Here is a 19,144-nt window from a genome sequence, read left to right as displayed (position 1 = left end):
CAACGCGATCCGGAGACGTGGGTGAGTGGCTGAAACCAACGCTTTGCTAAAGCGTCGTACGGGAAACCGTACCGAGGGTTCGAATCCCTCCGTCTCCGCCACCCCTTCCCCTTGCGAACCGAGCCCGCCGTCCCCGGACGGGACGGTGCGCAAAGCGTGGTCTTGCCGCCGTCCGGCTCCCGGTGCACAGGACGGTGCGGCGTCCGTCCGATGCGTGTGCTCCGCAACGACGCGTCACTGTCGGGGAGCCGCCGTCCGCGTGCCGGTCGGCGGCTCCCTTGCGTGGCCTATCGCGCCCAGTGGCGGACGTAGTCGACCGTCATCGCCTGCGGAAAGGCCGCGTCGTCGACGCCCTCCTTTCCACCCCAGTCGCCGCCGACCGCGACGTTCAGGATCAACTGATATCCGCGCGTGAACGGCCATGCCTGCGCGCCGCCGGGCCGGTCGTTGGCGACGCGCAGGAAAGCGCGATCGTCGACGCCGATCGTGATCGCGTCCGGCCGCCAGTCCAGCTGATATCGATGCCATGCGGTGCAGGCGGTGGGCACGACCTTCCGCGCGCCGCGCTGCGTTCCCTTCGCATGGTTGTAGGCGCCGGTGTGCAAGGTGGCGTGGACGACGGTCGCGTCCCAGCCGACCATCTCCATGATGTCGATCTCGCCCGCATCGGGCCATTTCCCGGAGTCCGGCAGCATCCAGATCGCGGGCCAGATGCCGCGCCCGCACGGCAGCTTCGCGCGGATCTCGTAAAAGCCGTATCCCATCGCGCGACGCGAGACGAGACGCGCGGACGTATAGTCCTGCCCGCCGAAGTCCGGGGCGCGGTCCAGTCGTTCGCGTCGCGCCGCGATCGTCAGTGCGCCGTCCGCGACGCGCGCGTTCTCAGCGCGGTCCGCGGCATAATATTGCTTTTCGTTGTTGTGCCACCCCGCGCGGTTGCGCGCGGTGTCGTACCGCCACCGACGCGTATCGACCGCCCGTCCGGCGAATTCGTCGGCGAACGTCGGTCGGATCCTGGGAACGACCATCGCCGCCTCGGCGGCATGGTTGGTCGCGCCGAGCGATGCCGCCTGGGCAATCAGCAGGATGAGGGTCACGGGCGTTTCTCCGGATAGCGGCGCAGGGTCTGGCGGATGGCGCCGGGTCGCGCGGCGGCCCCGGCGTCGTTGACGAGGTGCGCGATCACCCCCTTGCCGCCGCCCAGCGAGATCGTCGTCACATGTTCGATCACGACGTCGGGCGCGCGCGGCACCTCCACGGCGCTGGCGAGCACGATGGACGGGTCCGCGGTGAAGTTCGCGTACACGCCCATGCCCACGGCGCGATGATGACGGACATGTTCCGCGACCGAGTAAGCGGGCCAGCCGCGCGGCGAACCGGCGCGCCAGGCGGCCTGGCCCGGCGGGTCGTAGGGCAGTTCGTTCTGGTAGAAATACGTGCGCCCGTGCTCCCCGTTCCACACCGTCTGCGCGCGGCGGAAATGTTCGACGAACAGGCCATAGCAGGTGACATGATCGCCGTTGACAACCAGCCCCTGCTCGCCCCGGCTTTCGTCCCAGCCGACGTGGACGCGCCCGCCCTCGCGGTCGCCGTGGTCGGCGCGCCAGATCCACAGATGGTCGGCGACGACGTGATGGCTATTGATCTCGACGCAGGTTTCCGCATTCCCGATCGCGGCGCCGCCGACGCGGAAGAACAGGTCGGCGAGCAGGGTCGGGTCGGCGGCATGGCCGGCGCGCGAATTGCGCGGTCCGACCTGCATCAGGACCGGCGACGTGACCGGACCGGCATCGAACAACAGCCCTGCGATCGAGACGCCGGGCACGTCCGCGATCGTCATGGCGACGGCCCCGCCTTCCGCCAGCAGGGTGGCCAGGCCGAGGCCAAGGACGACCGTGCCGGCGCGCATCACGCGCAGGGGCTCCGCCAACCGATACACGCCCGGCGTCAGCAACAGGTGGCGGCCCGCCGCCAGCGCCCGGTTCATCGCCGCCACCGGCGTGTCCGGCCGCGCGATGATCGCGTCGGCCAAGGGAATGCTTCGGCCGGGCGGCACTCCGTCCCACGACACGCCGCGCGCATCGCGGCGCAGCGCGGGGACGAAGATGTGCCATCCGCCGGTATCCGCGACGTACAGGAAAGGCTTCTCGCGGATCACGGGTACCAACGGCAGGGTCGTGTAGGGCGGGTCGGGGAAGCTTGTCGCAGGAGCGCCGTCCACCCCCATGAACATCATGTTCCAGTTCGCCCCCTGCCAGGCGCCGATGCGGCTGCTTCGCGTGAACCACTGCTGCTGCGATCCGGACCGGATCGTGCCGTCGATGCGGCAATCGGCCATGAACCCGCCGCTGGACCAGCCGCCGTCGTCGAGCGCGAGGTCGCCCGACAGGTGCATCCGGCGATAGGGCGCGGCCTGCGACACCGCCCAGCGATCCGCGCCGTCGGGCGGGCGCACCGCCATATTCTCCACCCCGCGCCAGAAGTTCACCAGCGCCATACCCTTCGCCCAGTCCGCCTCGGCATGGACGTGCCCCGCGACCGCGACGTCGCCGGGGCGCAGGCCCAACCCCGCGACCTGCGTGAAGAAACCGACGTTCAGATCCAGCGCGTGCGCGCCGGGCTTCAGCAGGATGGCGTAGCGGCGATCGGTGAAATGCGCCTTTTCCTGCTGTACGAACCACGCGTCGGCCGTCGCCTGCGCGTGCGGCGCGCCGGGGTCGACGATCAGGACGTTCGGGCCGAGATCGGGATCGCGCGGCGCGGCGCGGGTCGTCGCGGGGGCGATGCCGGCCGCGGCGAGGCCCGCCAGGATCGTCCGCCGGTCGTGTCGCTGCGGCATCCGCGTGGTCCCCTCCTGCGCCGTTGCGGCGTTGAGTGAACGTTATCAGGGGGTTGGCCCGACCTCAACCCGCGTGGCACCGGCGGGACGGGGTTGTCTTTTCGCGCGCGGGCGACACACTCGCCCGCATGACCGATCGCTTCACCTTCGCCGCGACCGACGGCACCGCCATCGCCGCGCATCACTGGCCCGCCGACGGCGCGACGCGCGTCGTCCTGGTCGTCGCGCATGGCATGGGGGAGCATGCCGCGCGCTATCGCGAGCCGCTCGCCCCGCTCGCGGCGCAGGGCGTGGCCATCTACGCACCGGATCATCGCGGCCATGGCGCCACCGCGCCGGCGGGCACCCACGGCGATTTCGGCAGCGGCGGGTTCGCCGCCGTCGTCGACGATCTGGCCGTGCTGACCCGGCAGGCGGCGGCGGCGCATCCGGGTGCCGCGGTCGTCCTGCTGGGCCATTCGATGGGATCGTTCGCGGCGCAGGCGTTCGCGACGCGGCATGGCGACCTGATCGATGCGCTGGCGCTGAGCGGGTCGGCGGCGCTGGAGCCGCTGGCGCAGGCGATGGCGGCGCAGGAGGGCGGCGGCGGGCTGGAGGCGTTCAACGCGGCGTTCGAGCCCGCGCGGACGCCGTTCGACTGGCTGAGCCGCGACGCGGCGCAGGTCGATCGCTACATCGCCGATCCGTGGTGCGGCTTCTCCGTCGACCCGGCGGGGCAGATGTCGATGTTCGCGCTGGCGCCGCAGATGGCGGACGTCGCGGCGCTGCCCGCGGGATTGCCGATCCATATCATGTCGGGGCTCGCGGATCCGCTGGCGGTCGCGATTGAGCCGATGATCGCGCGGTATCGCGATGCGGGGATGCGGGTCACCACCGACCTGTATCCCGGAGCGCGGCACGAATTGTTCAACGAAACGAACCGGGACGAGGTCGTCGCGCGGTTCGCGGACTGGCTGGGGACGGTCGAACCGCGGCGTCAGTAGGCGCGGGCGGTCGCGAACTCCACCGCCTCGACCATCGCGTCCTTCGCCTTGCCGCCGGGGAAGCGGCCCAGCGCGTCGATCGCACGCTGTCCGTAGTGGCGGGCGCGGGCCAGCGTGTCGTCGACCGCGCGCGTATCGCGGACGAGGTCGATGGCGTGCGCGAAATCCGCGTCGCTGTCGCGGCGCCCCTCCACCGCGTCCTTCCAGAAGCGGCGATCCTCCGCGTTCCCGCGCGCATGGGCGAGGATGACGGGCAGCGTCATCTTGCCCTCGCGGAAATCGTCGCCCGCATCCTTCCCCATCGTGGAGGCGTCGGAGGTATAGTCGATCGCGTCGTCGACGAGCTGGAACGCGATGCCGAGGTTCCGGCCGTAGGCGTCGAGCGCGGCCTCGTCCTCCTCGTCGCGTTCCGCCACCACGGCGGCGATGCGGCAGGCGGCGGCGAACAGCGCGGCGGTCTTCGCGCCGATGATGTCGAGGTAGCGGTCCTCGCCCAGGTCGACGCGGCGCGCGGCGGTCAGCTGGTTCACTTCCCCTTCCGCGATCACGGCGGAGGCGTTGGAGAGAATCTTCAGCACCTTCAGGCTGCCGTCCTCCACCATCAGTTCGAAACTGCGGCTGAACAGGAAGTCGCCGACCAGCACGCTGGCGGGGTTGCCCCAGATGATGTTGGCGGTCCGCTTGCCGCGGCGCAGGTCGCTGCCGTCGACGACGTCGTCGTGGAGCAGGGTCGCGGTGTGGATGAATTCCACCGACGCGGCGAGGCGGTGGTGGCGAGTCCCGGTGTAGCCGACCAGCCGCGCGCTGGCGAGCGTCAGCATCGGGCGCATCCGCTTGCCCCCGCCCGCGATCAGATGCCCCGCCAGTTCGGGGATCAGCGGAATCTGCGATTGCATACGGTCGAGGATGACCGCGTTGACAAGGTTCATGTCGCCCGCGACCAGCCCGATCATCGGATCGAGCGAGGGGGCGCGGCCAGCGATACGGTGAATGGTGGCGCTCATCTGTCCCGGCTTCTGGAGGCTGGACCCGTACAACGCAAGGCTTCCGGCCACCCTGGGCCCTTGCGGCACCGCGCCGCTTCCGCAAAAGCGGCGGTGGATGGGAGAGCCGCGATGAGCGACGACGTGCTGAAACGCTACCGCAAGAGCATCGACAATATCGATGCCGCGCTCGTCTGCCTGCTGGCGGAGCGGTTCAAGGTCACGCAGGCGGTCGGCGCGTACAAGGCGCAGACCGGCCTGCCCGCCGCGGATCCGGGACGCGAGGAGGCGCAGATCGCGCGGCTGCGCGCGCTGGCGCTGGACGCGGAACTGGATCCGGAATTCAGCGAGAAGTTCCTGCGCTTCATCATCGACGAAGTGATCCGGCATCATCGCGCGGCCAAGGGGGCGTAGATTCGCCGCCGGGCCGTTTCCGCCCAAGTCGTTGTTTTTCCACGACCCCCAAATCGCGAATGTTGCGAATGTTGAATCGCTGGCGCGTTATTTCAACGCAAGGCGCGGGGCGGCGTCGGGATGAGAAAGAGCGGTCGGCCGCCACCATAAGCGGCAAGCGGGATGTAGGACAGCGCGACGGGGCGGGATCGACCGGATATGCCCGGGTCCGATCGGCATTCTTGCGGGGGGTCGGGTGGCCGGGGACAGTATCGGTCCGGCCTATACCGCCTTGCCCGCCCGGCCCGCCAGTTCCACGACATATTGCCACGCCACGCGTCCCGACCGGCTGCCGCGGCGGGTGGCCCATTGCACCGCGTCGGCGGCGTCGAACGGCAGGTCGTGCGCGGCGGCATAACCGCGCACGATGCCGAGATACTGATCCTGACCGACGACGTGGAAGCCGAGGCTGAGGCCGAAGCGGTCCGCGAGCGCCAGCTGGTCGTCGGCGGCGTCGCGCGCGTTCACCGCATTGTCCTGCGCCGCCATGTCGCGCTGGACCAGATGGCGGCGGTTCGACGTCACCAGCAGCCGCGCATTGGCGGGTCGCGCCTCCGCCCCACCCTCCAGCAGCGAGCGCAGCGCGCGCGCGTCGGCGGCGGCGTCGATCCCCAGGTCGTCGAGGAACACGGCGAAGGCACGCGGCACCGCGGCGATGGCGTCGAACAGCCGCGGCAACGTCGCGAGGCGGTCGGCCGCGACCTCCACCAGCGCCAGGGCACCGCCCGCGGCCTGCGCGTGCGCGACCGCGCTCTTGACCAGGGCGGACTTGCCGGTGCCGCGCGCGCCCCACAGCAGCACGTCCTGCGCCGCATGGCCCGCGGCGAGGCGATCGAGGTTGGCGACCAGGGCGGCCTTCTGCGCATCGACGCCGTGGAGCAGGTCGAGCCGCAGCGGCGCGAAGGCGCGCGCCGCGACGAGCACGCCGTCGCGCCAGACGTAGGCGGGGTGTGCGGTGGCGTCCGCCGCGGCGGGCGGTGGCGGCGACAGGCGGTCTAGCGCGGCGGCGATGCGCGTCAGGTCGGGGGTGGCGGTCATGCGGCGGGGTATAGGTTTGGCGATCGCCAGCGTCGATCCTACGTCATGCCGGGCTTGTTCCGGCATCCACTGCGCCACGATTCCGACAGCTTGAAGTGTGCAGCACGGTGGATGCCGGGACAAGCCCGGCATGACGGAAGAAGGTCAGGCTGGCGGGAGTGCCGCCGCCAGGTCCTTTTGTGCTCCCGCGAAGGCGGGAGCCCAGACTGGATCCCCGCCCTCGCGGGGACACAACAGTGGCGTTCACGCCGGCCGAATCGCCATGAGCAACCGTCCTGCAGCTTCACGCTCGGTAAAACCGGGATCGGCCAGCGCCGTCATGATCGCCGCGCGTGCCTCGGCCGTGCGACCGGCATCCGCCAGCGCCTGCCCGAGATGCCAGCGGATCATGGCCGCGCGCGGGGCGAGCGCCGCGGCCTTGCGCAGCAGTTGCAGCGCGCCCGGCGTGTCGCCGCGGTCGAACAGCGCGTGACCATAGGCATCCGTGGCGGCGGCGCTCATCGGCTGAAGCCTGTAGGCCGCGCGCGCATAGGGCAGCGCCGCCGCCGGATCGCCCGCCGCGACATAGGCGTGCGCCAGTTGCGCCAGCAGCCGGGCGTCGCGATTGCCGAGGTCGCCGCGCAATCCTTCCAGCGTGGCGATCGCGCCGTCGTCGCGCGCGGCGGTCTGGACATTGGCGAGGGCGCGGCGCGCATCGGTGGCGACCGGATTTTGCGCCAGGTACAGCGCCAGCGTATCCGCCGCCCCGACGCGGTCGGCGGGGGCGCGCGCCTCCACCAGCCGTAGCATCGCGGGGGAATCGAAGCGCAGGTCCGCGGCGCGGGCATAAGCGGCCAGTGCGGGACCGGCGCGGCCGGTGGCGCGTGCGACGTCGCCCCACAGTTGCTGTGCGGCCGGGGCGCCGGGCGCGGCGCGCACGATGCGGTCGGCCATCGCCAGCGCGGCGGCGGCCTGCCCGCGGTCCAGTGCGCCGCGGATCGCGGCGACCGCGACGCGCGGGTCGTCGGGCGCGCGCGCCATCGCGGTCGCGAGGACCGCGGCATCCTCGTCCTGTCCGAACGGGGTCGCCGCCCCGGCGGGGGCGGTCGCCGCGCGATCGATGAAGGCGGCGGTCCAGCCGCGCTCGCCCCGCGCCTCGAACGCGCGCGCGACGAGGGTCAGGGTGTAGGTGTCCGCATCGGCGCGCAGCGCGACCGGGCGCAGCACCGCCAGCGCCCCGGTCGCGTCGCCCGATCGCAGCAGCGCCGCGCCGAGCAGGCGGCGCGCGACGAGGTTCATCGGCTGACGATCCAGCAGCGCGCGCCAGCGGACCACGGCCTGTTCATGCCGCCCCGTCGAAAAATCCACCGCGCCCGCCAGCAGCAGGGCGCCGGGTACGCCGTCCATCGCGCCGCCGGTGCGGTCGAGCAGCGCGGCGGCGAGCGTGGCGTCGCCCGCGCGCGCCGCGATCACCGCCATCAGATACAGCGCGCGCGCATCGCCCGGGCGCGCCGCCAGCACCCGGCGTGCGGCGGACAGGCTGTCGACGTAGCGGCCGATATCGCCCAGCGTCGCGGCGCGTTCGAGCAAGGCGGGAACGTAATAGGCGTCGCGCGCCAGCGCCGCGTCGAACCACGGCATCGCCGCGATCAGGCCGTAGCGGCGGCGGACGATCTCCCCCCGCAGCGTCAGCGCGGGCAGGTCGCGCGGGGCGAGCGTGGAGGCGCGCACCGCCGCCTCGCTCGCTCCGCCGACGTCGCCCACGTCGAGGCGGATACGCCCGAGATCGGTCCAGGCGCCGGGATCGGCGGGACGCGCGCGCACCAGCGCCGCCAGCGTCGCCAGCGCGGCGGGGCGGTCCCCCTGCGCCGCCAGCGCGCGCGCGGCGACGCGGCGCGCCGCCGGATCGGCGGGCGCGCGCCGCGCCTCCGCCAGCGCGGCGTCGGCATCGTCCTGGAGCAGCAGCGCGGCGGCGCGCGATGCGTGGAGGCGATCGCGCGGCACGCCCGCCGCGACCGCGCGATCGAGCGCGCCGCCCGCCGCGACGCCGTCGCCCAGCACGAGGTACGTGGTCGCCAGCGCCACCTGCGCGCGCGCATCGGCGGGCGCGGCGGCGACGGTGGCGAGGAAATGGTTGCGCGCCGCGCTGTAATTCCCCGCGCGCACCGCCGCCTGCCCTTCGGCGAAGGCGACGGCGGGATCGGGACGGTCGGCGACCCGCGCCAGGAGGACCACCGCGGCGACGACGACTCCCGCGGCCAGCAGCGCCAGCAGCGCCCGCCACGGCAGCGCGACGCGCCGGCGTGCCCGGCGCCGCCGCCGCGCGAGCGGGAAGTCGGCCGGCCCCTCACGCATGGAGGTCGTAGCTTTTCAGCAGGTCGTACAGGGTCGGGCGGCTGACGCCCAGCAGGCGCGCGGTGCCCGATATGTTGCCGTCCGCCTGCCCCAAAGCGCGGCGGATGACGCTGCGGTCGGCGGCCTCGCGCGCGGCGCGCAGGTTGATCGGCAGCGCGTCGTCGGCGGGCGGCACGAGGTCGAGATCGGCGGCGGTGACCAGCTTGCCCTCCGCCATGATGACCGCGCGCTTCGTGCGGTTCTCCAGCTCGCGCACATTGCCGGGCCAGCCCCAGGCGTCGATCGCGGCGACCGCGTCGGGGGACAGGCCGGTGACCGCGATGCCCATCGCGCGGGCGTGGCGCTGGACGAAATGGCGCGCCAGCAGCGCGGCGTCGCCGCTGCGTTCCGCCAGCGACGGGATGCGCACGACGATCTCCGCCAGGCGATAGTACAGGTCGTCGCGGAAGCGGCCGTCCGCGACCATCGCGTCGACGTCCTGATGCGTGGCGCACACGATGCGGACGTCGACCGGGATCGCGCGCCGCCCGCCGACCCGTTCGATCACGCGTTCCTGGAGGAAGCGCAGCAGCTTCACCTGCAACGCCAGCGGCACGTCGCCGATCTCGTCCAGGAACAATGTGCCGCCGTCGGCCTGTTCGATCTTCCCCGGCGTCGTCTTCACCGCGCCGGTGAACGCGCCTTTCTCGTGCCCGAACAATTCGCTTTCCAGCAGCGTGTCGGGAATCGCGGCGCAATTGATCGCGACGAAGGGCCGGCGGCCGCGGCGCGAGGCGTCGTGCAGGCCGCGCGCCAGCAGTTCCTTGCCCGTCCCGCTGGCGCCCAGCAGCATGACCGAAATGTCCGCGGGCGCGACGCGCTCGATCGTACGCGTGACCTTCAGCATCTCGGGCGCGGCGGTGACGAGGCCGCCCAGCCCCGCCGTCGCCTGGTCGCGCGCGGCGAGTCGGCGGTTCTCCGCCTCCAGCGCGTGGACGTGGAAGGCGCGCGATACGATCAGCCCCAGCTGGTCGATATCGATCGGCTTCTGGTAGAAGTCCCACGCCCCGCCCGCGATCGCGGCCAGCGCGGAATCGCGCGCGCCGTGGCCCGACGCGACGACGACCTTGCAATCGGGCTTCAGCGCCAGGATCTGCGCCAGCGTCGCGAGCCCCTCCGTCGTGCCGTCGGGATCGGGCGGCAGGCCCAGGTCCAGCGTCACCACCTGCGGTTCGTGGAGCCGGATCGCGTCGAGCGCCTCCGCCCGATCGCCCGCGACGATCACCTCATACCCCTCGTACGCCCAGCGCAACTGGCGCTGGAGCCCGGGATCGTCCTCCACGATCAGGAGCGTGCGCCCGTCGGTCATGCCGCCTCCTCCATCCGGGCCGCGCGGGGCAGGACGATGCGGAAGCGCGTGCCCGCGCCCTCGCGGCTGTCGACCGACAGCGTGCCGCCCATCGCGCCCACCAGTGCCCGCGCCTCGCACGCGCCCAGGCCGAAGCCGGTGGGCTTGGTCGAGGCGAACGGCGTGAACAGGCTTTCGCGCACGAAGGCGGGGGACATGCCCGCGCCGCGATCGACGACGTCGATGATCGCCGCATCCCCTTCCTGCCCGACCGCCAGCACGACCGCGACGCCCGGTTCGCTCGCCTCGATCGCATTCTGGAGCAGGTGGCCCAGGACCGCCTCCAGCATCGCGGGTGCGGCCAGTGCCAACACTTCGCCGCCCTCCACCCGCAGGGGGTGCTGCGCGCGGCGCGCATCCGCGACCCGCTCCGCCAACGCGCGCAGCGCCACCGCGCACGACGGCTCCGCCGGGTCGGCGGGACGGTGCGACAGCTTCGCCAGCAGCGTCGCCATCCGTTGCGACGTGTCGCGCAGCGTCGCGATCATGTCCGCGCGGAAGGCGGGGTTTTCCGCATGACGTTCCGCATTGCGCGCGACCAGCGCCATCTGGCTGACCAGGTTCTTCAGGTCGTGCAGCAGGAAGGCGAAGCGGCGGTTGAACTCCTCGAACCGGCGCGCCTCCGCCAGCGCGGCATGGGCGTCGTCCTCCGCCAAATAGCTCGCCACCTGCCGCGCCGCGACGCCGAGGAGGTCGAAATCCTCCCAGTCCGGCGCGCGATCGATCGTGGGGCGCGACAGGACGATCGCGCCGACCAGCCGCTCGCCATGCAGCAGCGGGACGATCGCCCACGCCTCCGCCCGCGCGACCGCCCAGTCGGGGGTCGCCGCAATCTCCGCCGCGGGCGCCGCGCCGCGCCGCACCTCGTCCAGCGCGACGATGCGCCGCGTCGCCGCCAGATGCTCCGCCAGGGCCGTGCCGCCATCCTCCCCGGCCGCGGCCTCCCACCGCCAGGCCGCGCCCGCGACCAGCGTGTCATGGTCGACCCGCAGCAGCAGGCCCGCGGCCGAATCGGTCAGGTCCGCCATCGCCTTCACCACGCGTTCGGCCAGCGGGCGCGGCGCATCGTCGGGCGCGGCCAGCGTCGCGGTGAAGCGCATCCACGCCACGCGATAGTCGTAGCGGTGCGAGAACAGGTGTTTCGACACCGTCACGCGCACCCACGCGCGCAGCCACGGCGTCGACACCAACGTGACCATCGACGCGCCCGCGGCCACGACGAAGGCGGTCTGCACCACCCGCGCATTCGCCCCGCCCAGCGCCGCGACGACGCCCGACGCGGCGACGATCCCCGCCAGCATCGCGATGCCCAGCGCGGTCGCCACGCTGCGCACCACGATCGCGTGCGAGGGACGCAGCGTCCATTCGCCGTCGCGATGCACCGCCACCGCGACGGTCGCCGCGACGACCGCGGCGGCCAGCCCGCGCACCAGGGTCAGGACGGGCGGCCGCCCGCCCCCCGCCCAGGCGACGGCGTCCACGACCACGTCGACGCCCCACAACATCACCAGCGCGCCGATCAGGACGCCCGCCCCCCCGCGTGGCGCGGCGTCGACGCGGGCGCGCCCCGCCAGCACCAGCGCACCGGCGGCGGCCAGCATGTGGACGACGGCGGTCCCCTCCATCAACACCGGCTGCGCCGCGCTGCCGCCCGCGACCTCGACCGTCAGGCGCAGGGCGGCGGCCAGCAGGACGCAACCCGCGGTCGCGGCGAACGCGGCCCCCCGCCAGCGGCGCGCGCGGGTCAGCACGAACAGCAGCGCCAGCCACGCGCCGTCGCGCGCCGCGCCCGCTAGCCAGACCGCGACATCCCCGCCGCCGATCCCCGCGACGCCCAGCGCCCACAAGGCGGACAAGGCCAGGGCCGGCAGCAACGGCGCGCGCGGCACCAGCCGCCCCGGCGTGCGCCATTGCATGAGCGCGATGCCCGCGAAGAGCATCGCGACGATCGCATGGACCCAGATGATCGCGCCCTGCACCATCTATCGCGCGCCTTCGGGCCAGAGGACCACGCGCAGCGTCTGGAGCAGGATCAGCAGGTCGAGGAAGGGCGAATAGTTCTTGGCGTAATACAGATCGTATTCCAGCTTGTGCCGCGAATCCTCGACCGAGGCGCCGTAGGGGTAGTTGATCTGCGCCCAGCCGGTGATGCCCGGCTTCACCATGTGGCGTTCCGCATAATAAGGCAGGTCGCGTTCGAGATCGGCGACGAATTGCGGGCGTTCGGGGCGCGGGCCGACGAAGCTCATCTCGCCGCGCAGCACGCTCCAGCATTGCGGCAGTTCGTCGATGCGGACCTTGCGGATGAAGCGGCCGATGCGGGTGACGCGCGGATCGCCCTCCGCCGCCCAGATCGCGGTCCCCGCGACCTCCGCATCCTGCCGCATCGAGCGCAGTTTCGGGATGTCGAACGGCTGGTTGTACAGCCCCACGCGGCGCTGGCGGTAGAAGGCGGGGCCGGGGCTTTCCAGCTTGATGAGCAGCGCGGTGACGAGGATGACGGGCAGCGCGAGCGTCAGGAGCAGCAGGCTGGCGACGACGTCGAACGCGCGTTTCGACAGGCCCGACAGGAAGCGGCCGGAGGAGAAGCCGTCGGAGAAGATCAGCCAGGACGGGTTGACGCTTTGCAGGTCCACGCGCCCGGTTTCGCGTTCCAGGAAGCTGGACAGTTCGCACACGTGCACCCCGGTGGTCTTGATCCGGAGCAGGTCCTGCAACGGCAGGGCGTTGCGGCGCTCCTCGATCGCCAGCACCACCTCCGCCGCGCCCAGCTTCTCGACATGCCGCGCCAGGTTGTCGATCGCGTCGCGCGGCACGGCGCCCGGGACGGTGACGACCGGGCTGCCCATCGCGACATAGCCCGCGACGACGAAGTTCGCGCCCGACGCTTGCGCCAGCGCGCCGATCCGCGCCGCGCGCGGCCCCGCGCCCAGCACGACGACGCGGCGCCGCAACGCCTCGCCCCCGATGAAGCTGCCGAACAGGGCCCGCAGCGCGATCAGCGCGGCGATCGCGGTCAGCATCGCGAAGAACAGGTTCGATCGCCAGAAGGTGATCGCGGGGACGAGGAAGAACATCAGCGACAGGAAGATGACGCCCAGCGACACCGCGACCAGCAGGCGCGCGGTGGCATAGCGCAGCGACTGGATCGCGCCGGGACCGTAGGCCCCGACCGCGACCATCGCGATTTCCAGCGGGACGGCGAAGGACAGGATCTGCGGCAGGCGGGTATGGATCGGCTCCCCCGCCAGGCCCAGCTGCCACGCGCGCACCTGCCACCCCGCCTCCGCCGCGATCAACAGCAGTGCGAAGTCCAGCAGCCCCAGCAGCAGGACGCCATGGGGCACGTAATGTTTGAACACCCGGATCATGGCGCCCGTCTTCGCCTTCCACGCTGGTGTAAACCCGTCCGACGGGCAGCTATCGGCGCAATTGACGAAGAAAGGCTGAATGGCACGGAGCGGAACGGGCGGAAGCGTGTTAGCTGCTTACGCGTGCGGCCCCCGCACGGCGATGGTTTTCGGGAGTGAATGCGTGGCGTCGATCGTGCCGGTGATCCTGTCGGGTGGTTCGGGAACGCGGCTGTGGCCGATGTCGCGGCCGGAGAAGCCCAAGCAGCTGCTGGCCCTGACCGCGCGCGAGACGATGCTGCAACTGACCGCGGCGCGCGCGCACGGCGACGCGTTCGCCGCGCCGATCGTGGTGGCGAACGCGGCGCATGCGGACGAGGTTGAGGCGCAACTGGCCGCGGTGGGCGCGGCGCCGGACGCGCTGATCCTGGAGCCGGCGGGACGCAACACCGCGCCCGCGATCGCACTAGCGGCGCTGGCGGCGGGAGGGGATCAGGCCTTGCTGGTGATGCCGTCGGACCATGTCATCGCGGATCGCGACGCCTTCCACGCCGCGATCCACGCCGCGCTGCCGCTGGTCGAGCAGGGGTGGCTGGTGACGTTCGGCATCGCGCCGGACGCGCCGGAAACCGGCTATGGCTATATCAAGGTCGGCGAGGAACTGGCGCCCGGCGTCAACCGCGTCGCGCGGTTCGTGGAGAAGCCGCAGCGGGCGGTGGCCGAAGCGATGCTGGCGTCGGGCGATCATGCGTGGAACGGCGGCATCTTCCTGTTCCGCGCCGATGCCTTCCTCGACGCGCTGGCGACGCATGCGCCCGAGATCCTGACCGCGGCGCGGGCGGCGATGGACGGCGCGCGGCGGGAGGGGACGCGGGTGTATCCCGATGCGGCGGCGTTCGCGGCGTCGCCGTCGGATTCGATCGACTATGCAGTGATGGAGAAGGCGGATCGCGTCGCGGTGGTGCCCGTGGCGATGGGGTGGAACGACGTCGGCAGCTGGGACGCGCTGCACGCGATCAGCGACGGCGATGCGGGCGGCAACGTCGTCGACGGCGACGTGATCGCGCTGGACGCGGTCAATTGCCTGGTCCGCAGCGACGGCATCCGCATCGCGACCGTCGGCGTGTCGGACCTGATCGTGGTGGCGAGCGGGAACGACGTCCTGATCCTGCCGCGCGGGCGGAGCCAGGACGTGAAACTGCTGCTGGAGGCGATGAAGGGCTGACCGGCGGGGGCGCGGTCAGTCGCGGGCGAAGATTTCTTCCTCGGTCAAGGTGATGCCTAGAATCGGAAGATGAACGTCGTGCGGCGCGGCAAATGTATTATCCATCCACGATGTCGGCGACTCCCGCTGGAAACAGCGAGTAAGCCGATTGATCGGGTCGATGAAGACGATCGTGTCCACGCTCGACAGGTCGCGATATTCCTCGAGCTTGGTTCCCTGATCCAGCGCTGTCGTCGATGGCGACAATACCTCGACGATGACGACGGGGTCGTCGAACGCCTTTGCCTCGGGCGCAGTCTCCCAGTCCGGCCGGCATATGATGGAGATATCGGGGTAGCGGACGCCGTGGTCCGATACGCGGATCCCCATATCCGAATTGTAAGGGCGACGGCCGCTACCGCGCAGCTTCACGCGAAGGGTGTAATAGATATTGCCCGCAACATGCGCATGCTTGTCGGATCCGCCGGTCATCATGCGGATGATGCCGTCGCAAAGCTCGAACTTCCGGTCGCTGCCGAAGTCCATTGCGAGGAACTCGTCGACCGTGATTGGCTGATAGCGCGGGTCGGAAGCCATGATCGGATAATAGGCCGAACGGCATAAAAAACAAAGGGCCGGCGGGGTGTCCCGCCGGCCCTTCGTCCTGGGCAACCGGCGACGGCGAAGCCGCCGCCGTGAGCCTGCCCCGGCGCAGGCCGGGGTCAGACCGGATCGGCTGCGCCGACCGGCTGGCCGTTCCGATTTTCTGTCCGGGGCAGGCATCGCCTGCCCCGGTCGAAGATCAGAAGTCCATGCCGCCCATGCCGCCGCCCATGCCGCCGCCGCCCATGGGCATCGCCGGCTTGTCGTCGGCCAGCTCGCTCACCGCCGCTTCGGTGGTGATGAGCAGGCCCGCGACCGAGGCCGCGTTCTGGAGCGCGGTGCGCACGACCTTCGTCGGGTCGATCACACCGGCCGCGACCAGGTTCTCGTACGTGTCGGTCGCGGCGTTGAAGCCCAGCGTCGTGTCGTTGCCGTCGAGCAGCTTGCCCGAGACCACGGCGCCGTCATGGCCCGCGTTCTGCGCGATCTGGCGCACCAGCGCGGTCAGCGACTTGCGGACGATGTCCACGCCGCGCGTCTGGTCCTCGTTCGCGCCGGTCAGGCCGTCGAGCGCCTTCGTCGCGTACAGCAGCGCGGTGCCGCCGCCCGGGACGATGCCTTCCTCGACCGCGGCGCGGGTCGCGTGCAGCGCGTCGTCGACGCGATCCTTGCGCTCCTTCACCTCGACCTCGGACGCGCCGCCGACCTTGATGACCGCGACGCCGCCGGCGAGCTTGGCAAGGCGCTCCTGGAGCTTCTCCTTGTCATAGTCGCTGGTGGTGTTCTCGATCTGCTGGCGGATCGCCTCGGTCCGCGCCTTGATCGCATCGGCCTCGCCCGCGCCGTCGACCAGCGTGGTGTTGTCCTTGTCGATCGTCACGCGCTTGGCGGTGCCCAGCATGCCGAGCGTCACCGTCTCCAGCTTGATGCCGAGATCCTCGGAGATGACCTCGCCCTTCGTCAGGATCGCGATATCCTCCAGCATCGCCTTGCGGCGATCGCCGAAGCCCGGCGCCTTGACGGCCGCGACCTTCAGGCCGCCGCGCAGCTTGTTCACGACCAGCGTCGCGAGCGCCTCGCCCTCGATATCCTCGGCGATGATGAGCAAAGGACGACCCGACTGCACGACCGCTTCCAGGATCGGGAGCATCGCTTGCAGGTTCGACAGCTTCTTCTCGTGGATCAGGATGTAGGGATCGGCCAGCTCGACCGTCATCTTGTCCGGGTTCGTGATGAAGTACGGCGACAGATAGCCGCGGTCGAACTGCATGCCCTCGACGACGTCCAGCTCGAATTCGAGGCCCTTGGCCTCCTCGACCGTGATGACGCCTTCCTTGCCGACCTTCTCCATCGCTTCCGCGATCTTCTCGCCGACCTCACGGTCGCCGTTGGCGGAGATGATGCCGACCTGTGCGACCTCGGCCGAGCCCGACACGGGCTTCGAGCGCGACTTCACGTCCTCGACGACCTTGATGACGGCAAGGTCGATGCCGCGCTTCAGGTCCATCGGGTTCATGCCCGCGGCGACCGACTTCATGCCCTCGCGTACGATGGCCTGCGCCAGCACGGTCGCGGTGGTGGTGCCGTCGCCGGCGATGTCGTTGGTCTTCGAGGCCACTTCGCGCACCATCTGCGCGCCCATGTTCTCGAACTTGTCCTTCAGCTCGATCTCCTTGGCGACGGTCACGCCGTCCTTGGTGATCCGCGGCGCGCCGAACGACTTGTCGATCACGACGTTGCGGCCCTTCGGCCCCAGCGTGACCTTCACCGCGTCGGCGAGGATGTCCACGCCCTTCAGAATCCGCTCGCGCGCGTCGCGCGAGAATTTGACGTCCTTGGCTGCCATGAGGCTACCCTTTCAAAGTGCGAATGTTGCGAATGTTGAATCGTTCGACGGTATCCGAAGGCTCAGCCGACGATCCCGAGGATGTCCGATTCCTTCATGATGAGCAGGTCGTCGCCGTCGACCTTGACCTCGGTGCCCGACCACTTGCCGAACAGGATCTTGTCGCCGGCCTTGACGTCGAGCGGGGTGATCGTGCCGTTCTCGGCGCGGGTCCCGGTGCCGACGGCGACGACCTCGCCCTCCTGCGGCTTTTCCTTTGCGGTGTCGGGGATGATGATCCCGCCGGCCGTCTTCTCCTCGGCCTCCACGCGCTTCACGAGCACGCGGTCGTGCAACGGACGAAAGTTCATCGTTCTGAGCCCTCTCAGCTTGGATATGACAGTTTTTGGCACTCGCCTGAATCGAGTGCCAGCAGGGCGCATATGTGGAGGGGGCCGGGACGCGTCAATGCCGCCCGGAACATATTTTCAGTCCGTGCGTGCGATCGACAGGCGCAAGCGATCGCGCGCGCTCCAGCGCCAGATCAGCAGGATCGACACGACCACCAGCCCGGCGGCCAGGCCGGCCCAGATCCCGACGCCGTCCCACCCGGCCCAGAAGCCGAGCAGCACCGCGGTGCCGAAGCCTGCGATCCAATAGCCCAGCCCCGCGATGACCATCGGCACGCGCGTGTCCTGCAAGCCGCGCAGCACGCCCGCGGCCACCGCCTGCGCGCCGTCGAACAGCTGGAACACCGCGCCGACCGCCAGATATTGCACCGCCAGCGCGACCACGACGCGTTCCGCGGGCGCATCGACATCGACGTAGATCGCGATCAGCCAGCGCGGGATCGTCCACATCATGACGGCGGTTACGACCATGACGCCGGTGCCCAGCACGATCGCGGTCCAGCCCGCGCGCGTCACCCAGTCGCGGTCGCGCGCGCCATAGCCCATGCCGACGCGGATCGTCGCCGCCTGCGCCACGCCCAGCGGAATCTGGAACGCCAGCGCGGCGATGTTCAGCGCGATGGCGTGCGCCGCAACCTCCGTCACGCCGATCAAGCCCATCAGCAGCGCGGCACCGCCGAACAGCCCCGCCTCCATCGTCATGGTCAGCGCGATCGGCACGCCGATCCGCGCGATCTCCACGCAGCGCGACCATTCGGAGCGCCACCAGCGACCGAACAGGCGGTAGCGGCGCAGCTTCGGATCGAGACACAGGATCGCGGCATAGGCAAGCATCATCGCGACGGTCGTGACGACGCTGGCGATCGCGGACCCTTCGAGGCCGAGCGCGGGGAAGCCCAGGTTGCCGAACACCAGCAACCAGTTGAACAGCAGGCCGACGCCCAGCGCCATGGTGGTGACCCCCACCGCCCAGCCCGGCCGCCCCAGCGCGGCGGCGACGGTGCGCATGACCGCGGCGAACAGCGAGGGCACGAGCGCGAGGACGAGGATGTCGAGGAACGCGCCCGCGCGCACCGCGACGCGCGGGTCCTGCCCGGCGAGGAGGAACAATCGCTCCCCGAACAACAGCAGCAGCGAGAAGGGGATCGCGGCCACCACCGCCAGCCACAACGCCATGCGGAACGAGCGCCGCACCTCGCGCACCGCATGGCGGCGGCGGCCGAGTTCGGCGGCGATCAGCGGGGCGCAGGCGGTGGCGAGGCTGATGAGCGCCCACATCACCAGGCTGTAGAGGAAGACGCCCAGCGTCGCGGCGGCGAACTCGACCGTGCCCAGCCGCGCCACGAACACGACGTCGATGGCGTACACCCCCATCTGCAACAGGTTCGCGCCCACCAGCGGGGCGGCGAGCGCGATCAGCGCGCGCGCCTCGTCACGCCAGTCGCGCGGACGCTCGCCGGTCAGCGGCGCGGGAGTGGCGGGGGCGTGCATGGCGGGAGTGGCCGTAGCTTGAGTTCGACGGGGGCGCCAGATGGGGTGGGGTGCCCGGGGTCGTGTGGCTTGTGATGCGGGGCTTGTTCCGGGATCGGTCGGGGTGCGCGCTTTTACGTCCGTTGTCCTTGCGGGACGATGGACCCCGGCTCTGGGCCGGGGTGACGGGGGGTGCGTTCGTGGGGTTGTCCGCGCTCGTCATGCCGGGCTGGTCCCGGCATCCACCGGGCCGCGCGCCTTGCAC

The 19,144-nt window shown here is 71.1% G+C and carries 15 protein-coding genes and 1 tRNA gene; 4 read left to right on the top strand and 12 right to left on the bottom strand.

Annotation, left to right across the window (positions count from 1 at the left end; genetic code table 11):
* Positions 1–11 precede the first annotated feature (11 nt).
* Positions 12–101 (top strand) — tRNA-Ser (locus tag ASG29_RS08565).
* Between the two features lie 186 nt (positions 102–287).
* Here the strand turns inward: ASG29_RS08565 and ASG29_RS08560 are convergent.
* Both ASG29_RS08560 and ASG29_RS08555 read right to left on the bottom strand, forming a co-directional pair.
* Entirely contained in the window at positions 288–1,097 is an 810-nt protein-coding gene (locus ASG29_RS08560; protein ID WP_055982849.1) for a family 16 glycosylhydrolase, read from the bottom strand.
* Positions 1,094–2,839: an adenylyl cyclase gene (locus tag ASG29_RS08555; protein ID WP_235532833.1), complete on the bottom strand. Its 1,746-nt coding sequence runs from the start codon at positions 2,837–2,839 to the stop codon at positions 1,094–1,096. The genes ASG29_RS08560 and ASG29_RS08555 overlap by 4 nt, the downstream gene beginning before the upstream one ends.
* 128 nt (positions 2,840–2,967) lie before the next feature.
* Between ASG29_RS08555 and ASG29_RS08550 the strand changes: the two genes are divergently transcribed.
* Positions 2,968–3,822, top strand: a complete 855-nt coding sequence (locus ASG29_RS08550; RefSeq protein WP_055982847.1) for an alpha/beta hydrolase — start codon at positions 2,968–2,970, stop codon at positions 3,820–3,822.
* Here ASG29_RS08550 and ASG29_RS08545 read toward each other — a convergent pair.
* The gene (locus tag ASG29_RS08545) at positions 3,816–4,826 is read right to left on the bottom strand and encodes a polyprenyl synthetase family protein (RefSeq protein WP_055982846.1); all 1,011 of its coding nucleotides are present in this window, start codon (positions 4,824–4,826) and stop codon (positions 3,816–3,818) included. The genes ASG29_RS08550 and ASG29_RS08545 overlap by 7 nt on opposite strands.
* Positions 4,827–4,937: 111 nt before the next feature.
* On the opposite strand from ASG29_RS08545, the gene ASG29_RS08540 reads away from it, so the two are divergent.
* Positions 4,938–5,219, top strand: a complete 282-nt coding sequence (locus ASG29_RS08540) for a chorismate mutase (RefSeq protein WP_055982844.1) — start codon at positions 4,938–4,940, stop codon at positions 5,217–5,219.
* Between the two features lie 261 nt (positions 5,220–5,480).
* Here ASG29_RS08540 and ASG29_RS08535 read toward each other — a convergent pair whose 3' ends face one another.
* The 5 genes from ASG29_RS08535 to ASG29_RS08515 form a co-directional block, all read right to left on the bottom strand.
* Positions 5,481–6,296, bottom strand: coding sequence for a DUF815 domain-containing protein (locus tag ASG29_RS08535; RefSeq protein ID WP_055982842.1), 816 nt, complete (start codon positions 6,294–6,296; stop codon positions 5,481–5,483).
* 243 nt (positions 6,297–6,539) lie between these two features.
* Positions 6,540–8,630, bottom strand: coding sequence for a tetratricopeptide repeat protein (locus ASG29_RS08530; RefSeq protein ID WP_156457954.1), 2,091 nt, complete (start codon positions 8,628–8,630; stop codon positions 6,540–6,542).
* Positions 8,623–9,978 carry a PEP-CTERM-box response regulator transcription factor gene (gene prsR, locus ASG29_RS08525; protein ID WP_055982840.1) on the bottom strand — a complete coding sequence of 452 codons (1,356 nt, stop codon included), beginning with the start codon at positions 9,976–9,978 and terminating at the stop codon, positions 8,623–8,625. Before prsR ends, ASG29_RS08530 begins: the two co-directional genes overlap by 8 nt.
* Complete coding sequence (gene prsK, locus ASG29_RS08520; protein WP_055982838.1) at positions 9,975–11,999, bottom strand: XrtA/PEP-CTERM system histidine kinase PrsK; 2,025 nt, start codon at positions 11,997–11,999, stop codon at positions 9,975–9,977. The genes prsR and prsK overlap by 4 nt, the downstream gene beginning before the upstream one ends.
* Positions 12,000–13,388, bottom strand: coding sequence for a TIGR03013 family XrtA/PEP-CTERM system glycosyltransferase (locus ASG29_RS08515; protein ID WP_055982836.1), 1,389 nt, complete (start codon positions 13,386–13,388; stop codon positions 12,000–12,002).
* 163 nt (positions 13,389–13,551) lie between these two features.
* Here ASG29_RS08515 and ASG29_RS08510 point away from each other — a divergent pair, with 163 nt between their 5' ends.
* The gene (locus ASG29_RS08510) at positions 13,552–14,592 is read left to right on the top strand and encodes a mannose-1-phosphate guanylyltransferase/mannose-6-phosphate isomerase (protein WP_268796217.1); all 1,041 of its coding nucleotides are present in this window, start codon (positions 13,552–13,554) and stop codon (positions 14,590–14,592) included.
* A gap of 15 nt (positions 14,593–14,607) precedes the next feature.
* On the opposite strand, the gene ASG29_RS08505 is transcribed toward ASG29_RS08510, so the two are convergent.
* From ASG29_RS08505 to ASG29_RS08490, 4 genes are all read right to left on the bottom strand, one after another.
* Positions 14,608–15,168 carry a Uma2 family endonuclease gene (locus tag ASG29_RS08505; RefSeq protein ID WP_055982834.1) on the bottom strand — a complete coding sequence of 187 codons (561 nt, stop codon included), beginning with the start codon at positions 15,166–15,168 and terminating at the stop codon, positions 14,608–14,610.
* A 205-nt stretch (positions 15,169–15,373) separates the two neighbouring features.
* On the bottom strand, positions 15,374–17,020 hold the full coding sequence (gene groL / locus ASG29_RS08500) for a chaperonin GroEL (protein WP_055982832.1): 1,647 nt from the start codon (positions 17,018–17,020) through the stop codon (positions 15,374–15,376).
* 62 nt (positions 17,021–17,082) lie between these two features.
* Complete coding sequence (gene groES, locus ASG29_RS08495; RefSeq protein ID WP_055982830.1) at positions 17,083–17,370, bottom strand: co-chaperone GroES; 288 nt, start codon at positions 17,368–17,370, stop codon at positions 17,083–17,085.
* Positions 17,371–17,487: 117 nt separating this feature from the next.
* Positions 17,488–18,900 (bottom strand): MATE family efflux transporter, encoded by a 1,413-nt coding sequence (locus ASG29_RS08490; protein WP_082515856.1) that lies wholly within the window; start codon positions 18,898–18,900, stop codon positions 17,488–17,490.
* Positions 18,901–19,144: the final 244 nt, after the last annotated feature.

Origin of the sequence: Sphingomonas sp. Leaf412 (assembly GCF_001425405.1) — a bacterium.
GTDB lineage: Bacteria > Pseudomonadota > Alphaproteobacteria > Sphingomonadales > Sphingomonadaceae > Sphingomonas.
This window is presented reverse-complemented; position numbering and strand designations above follow the sequence as displayed.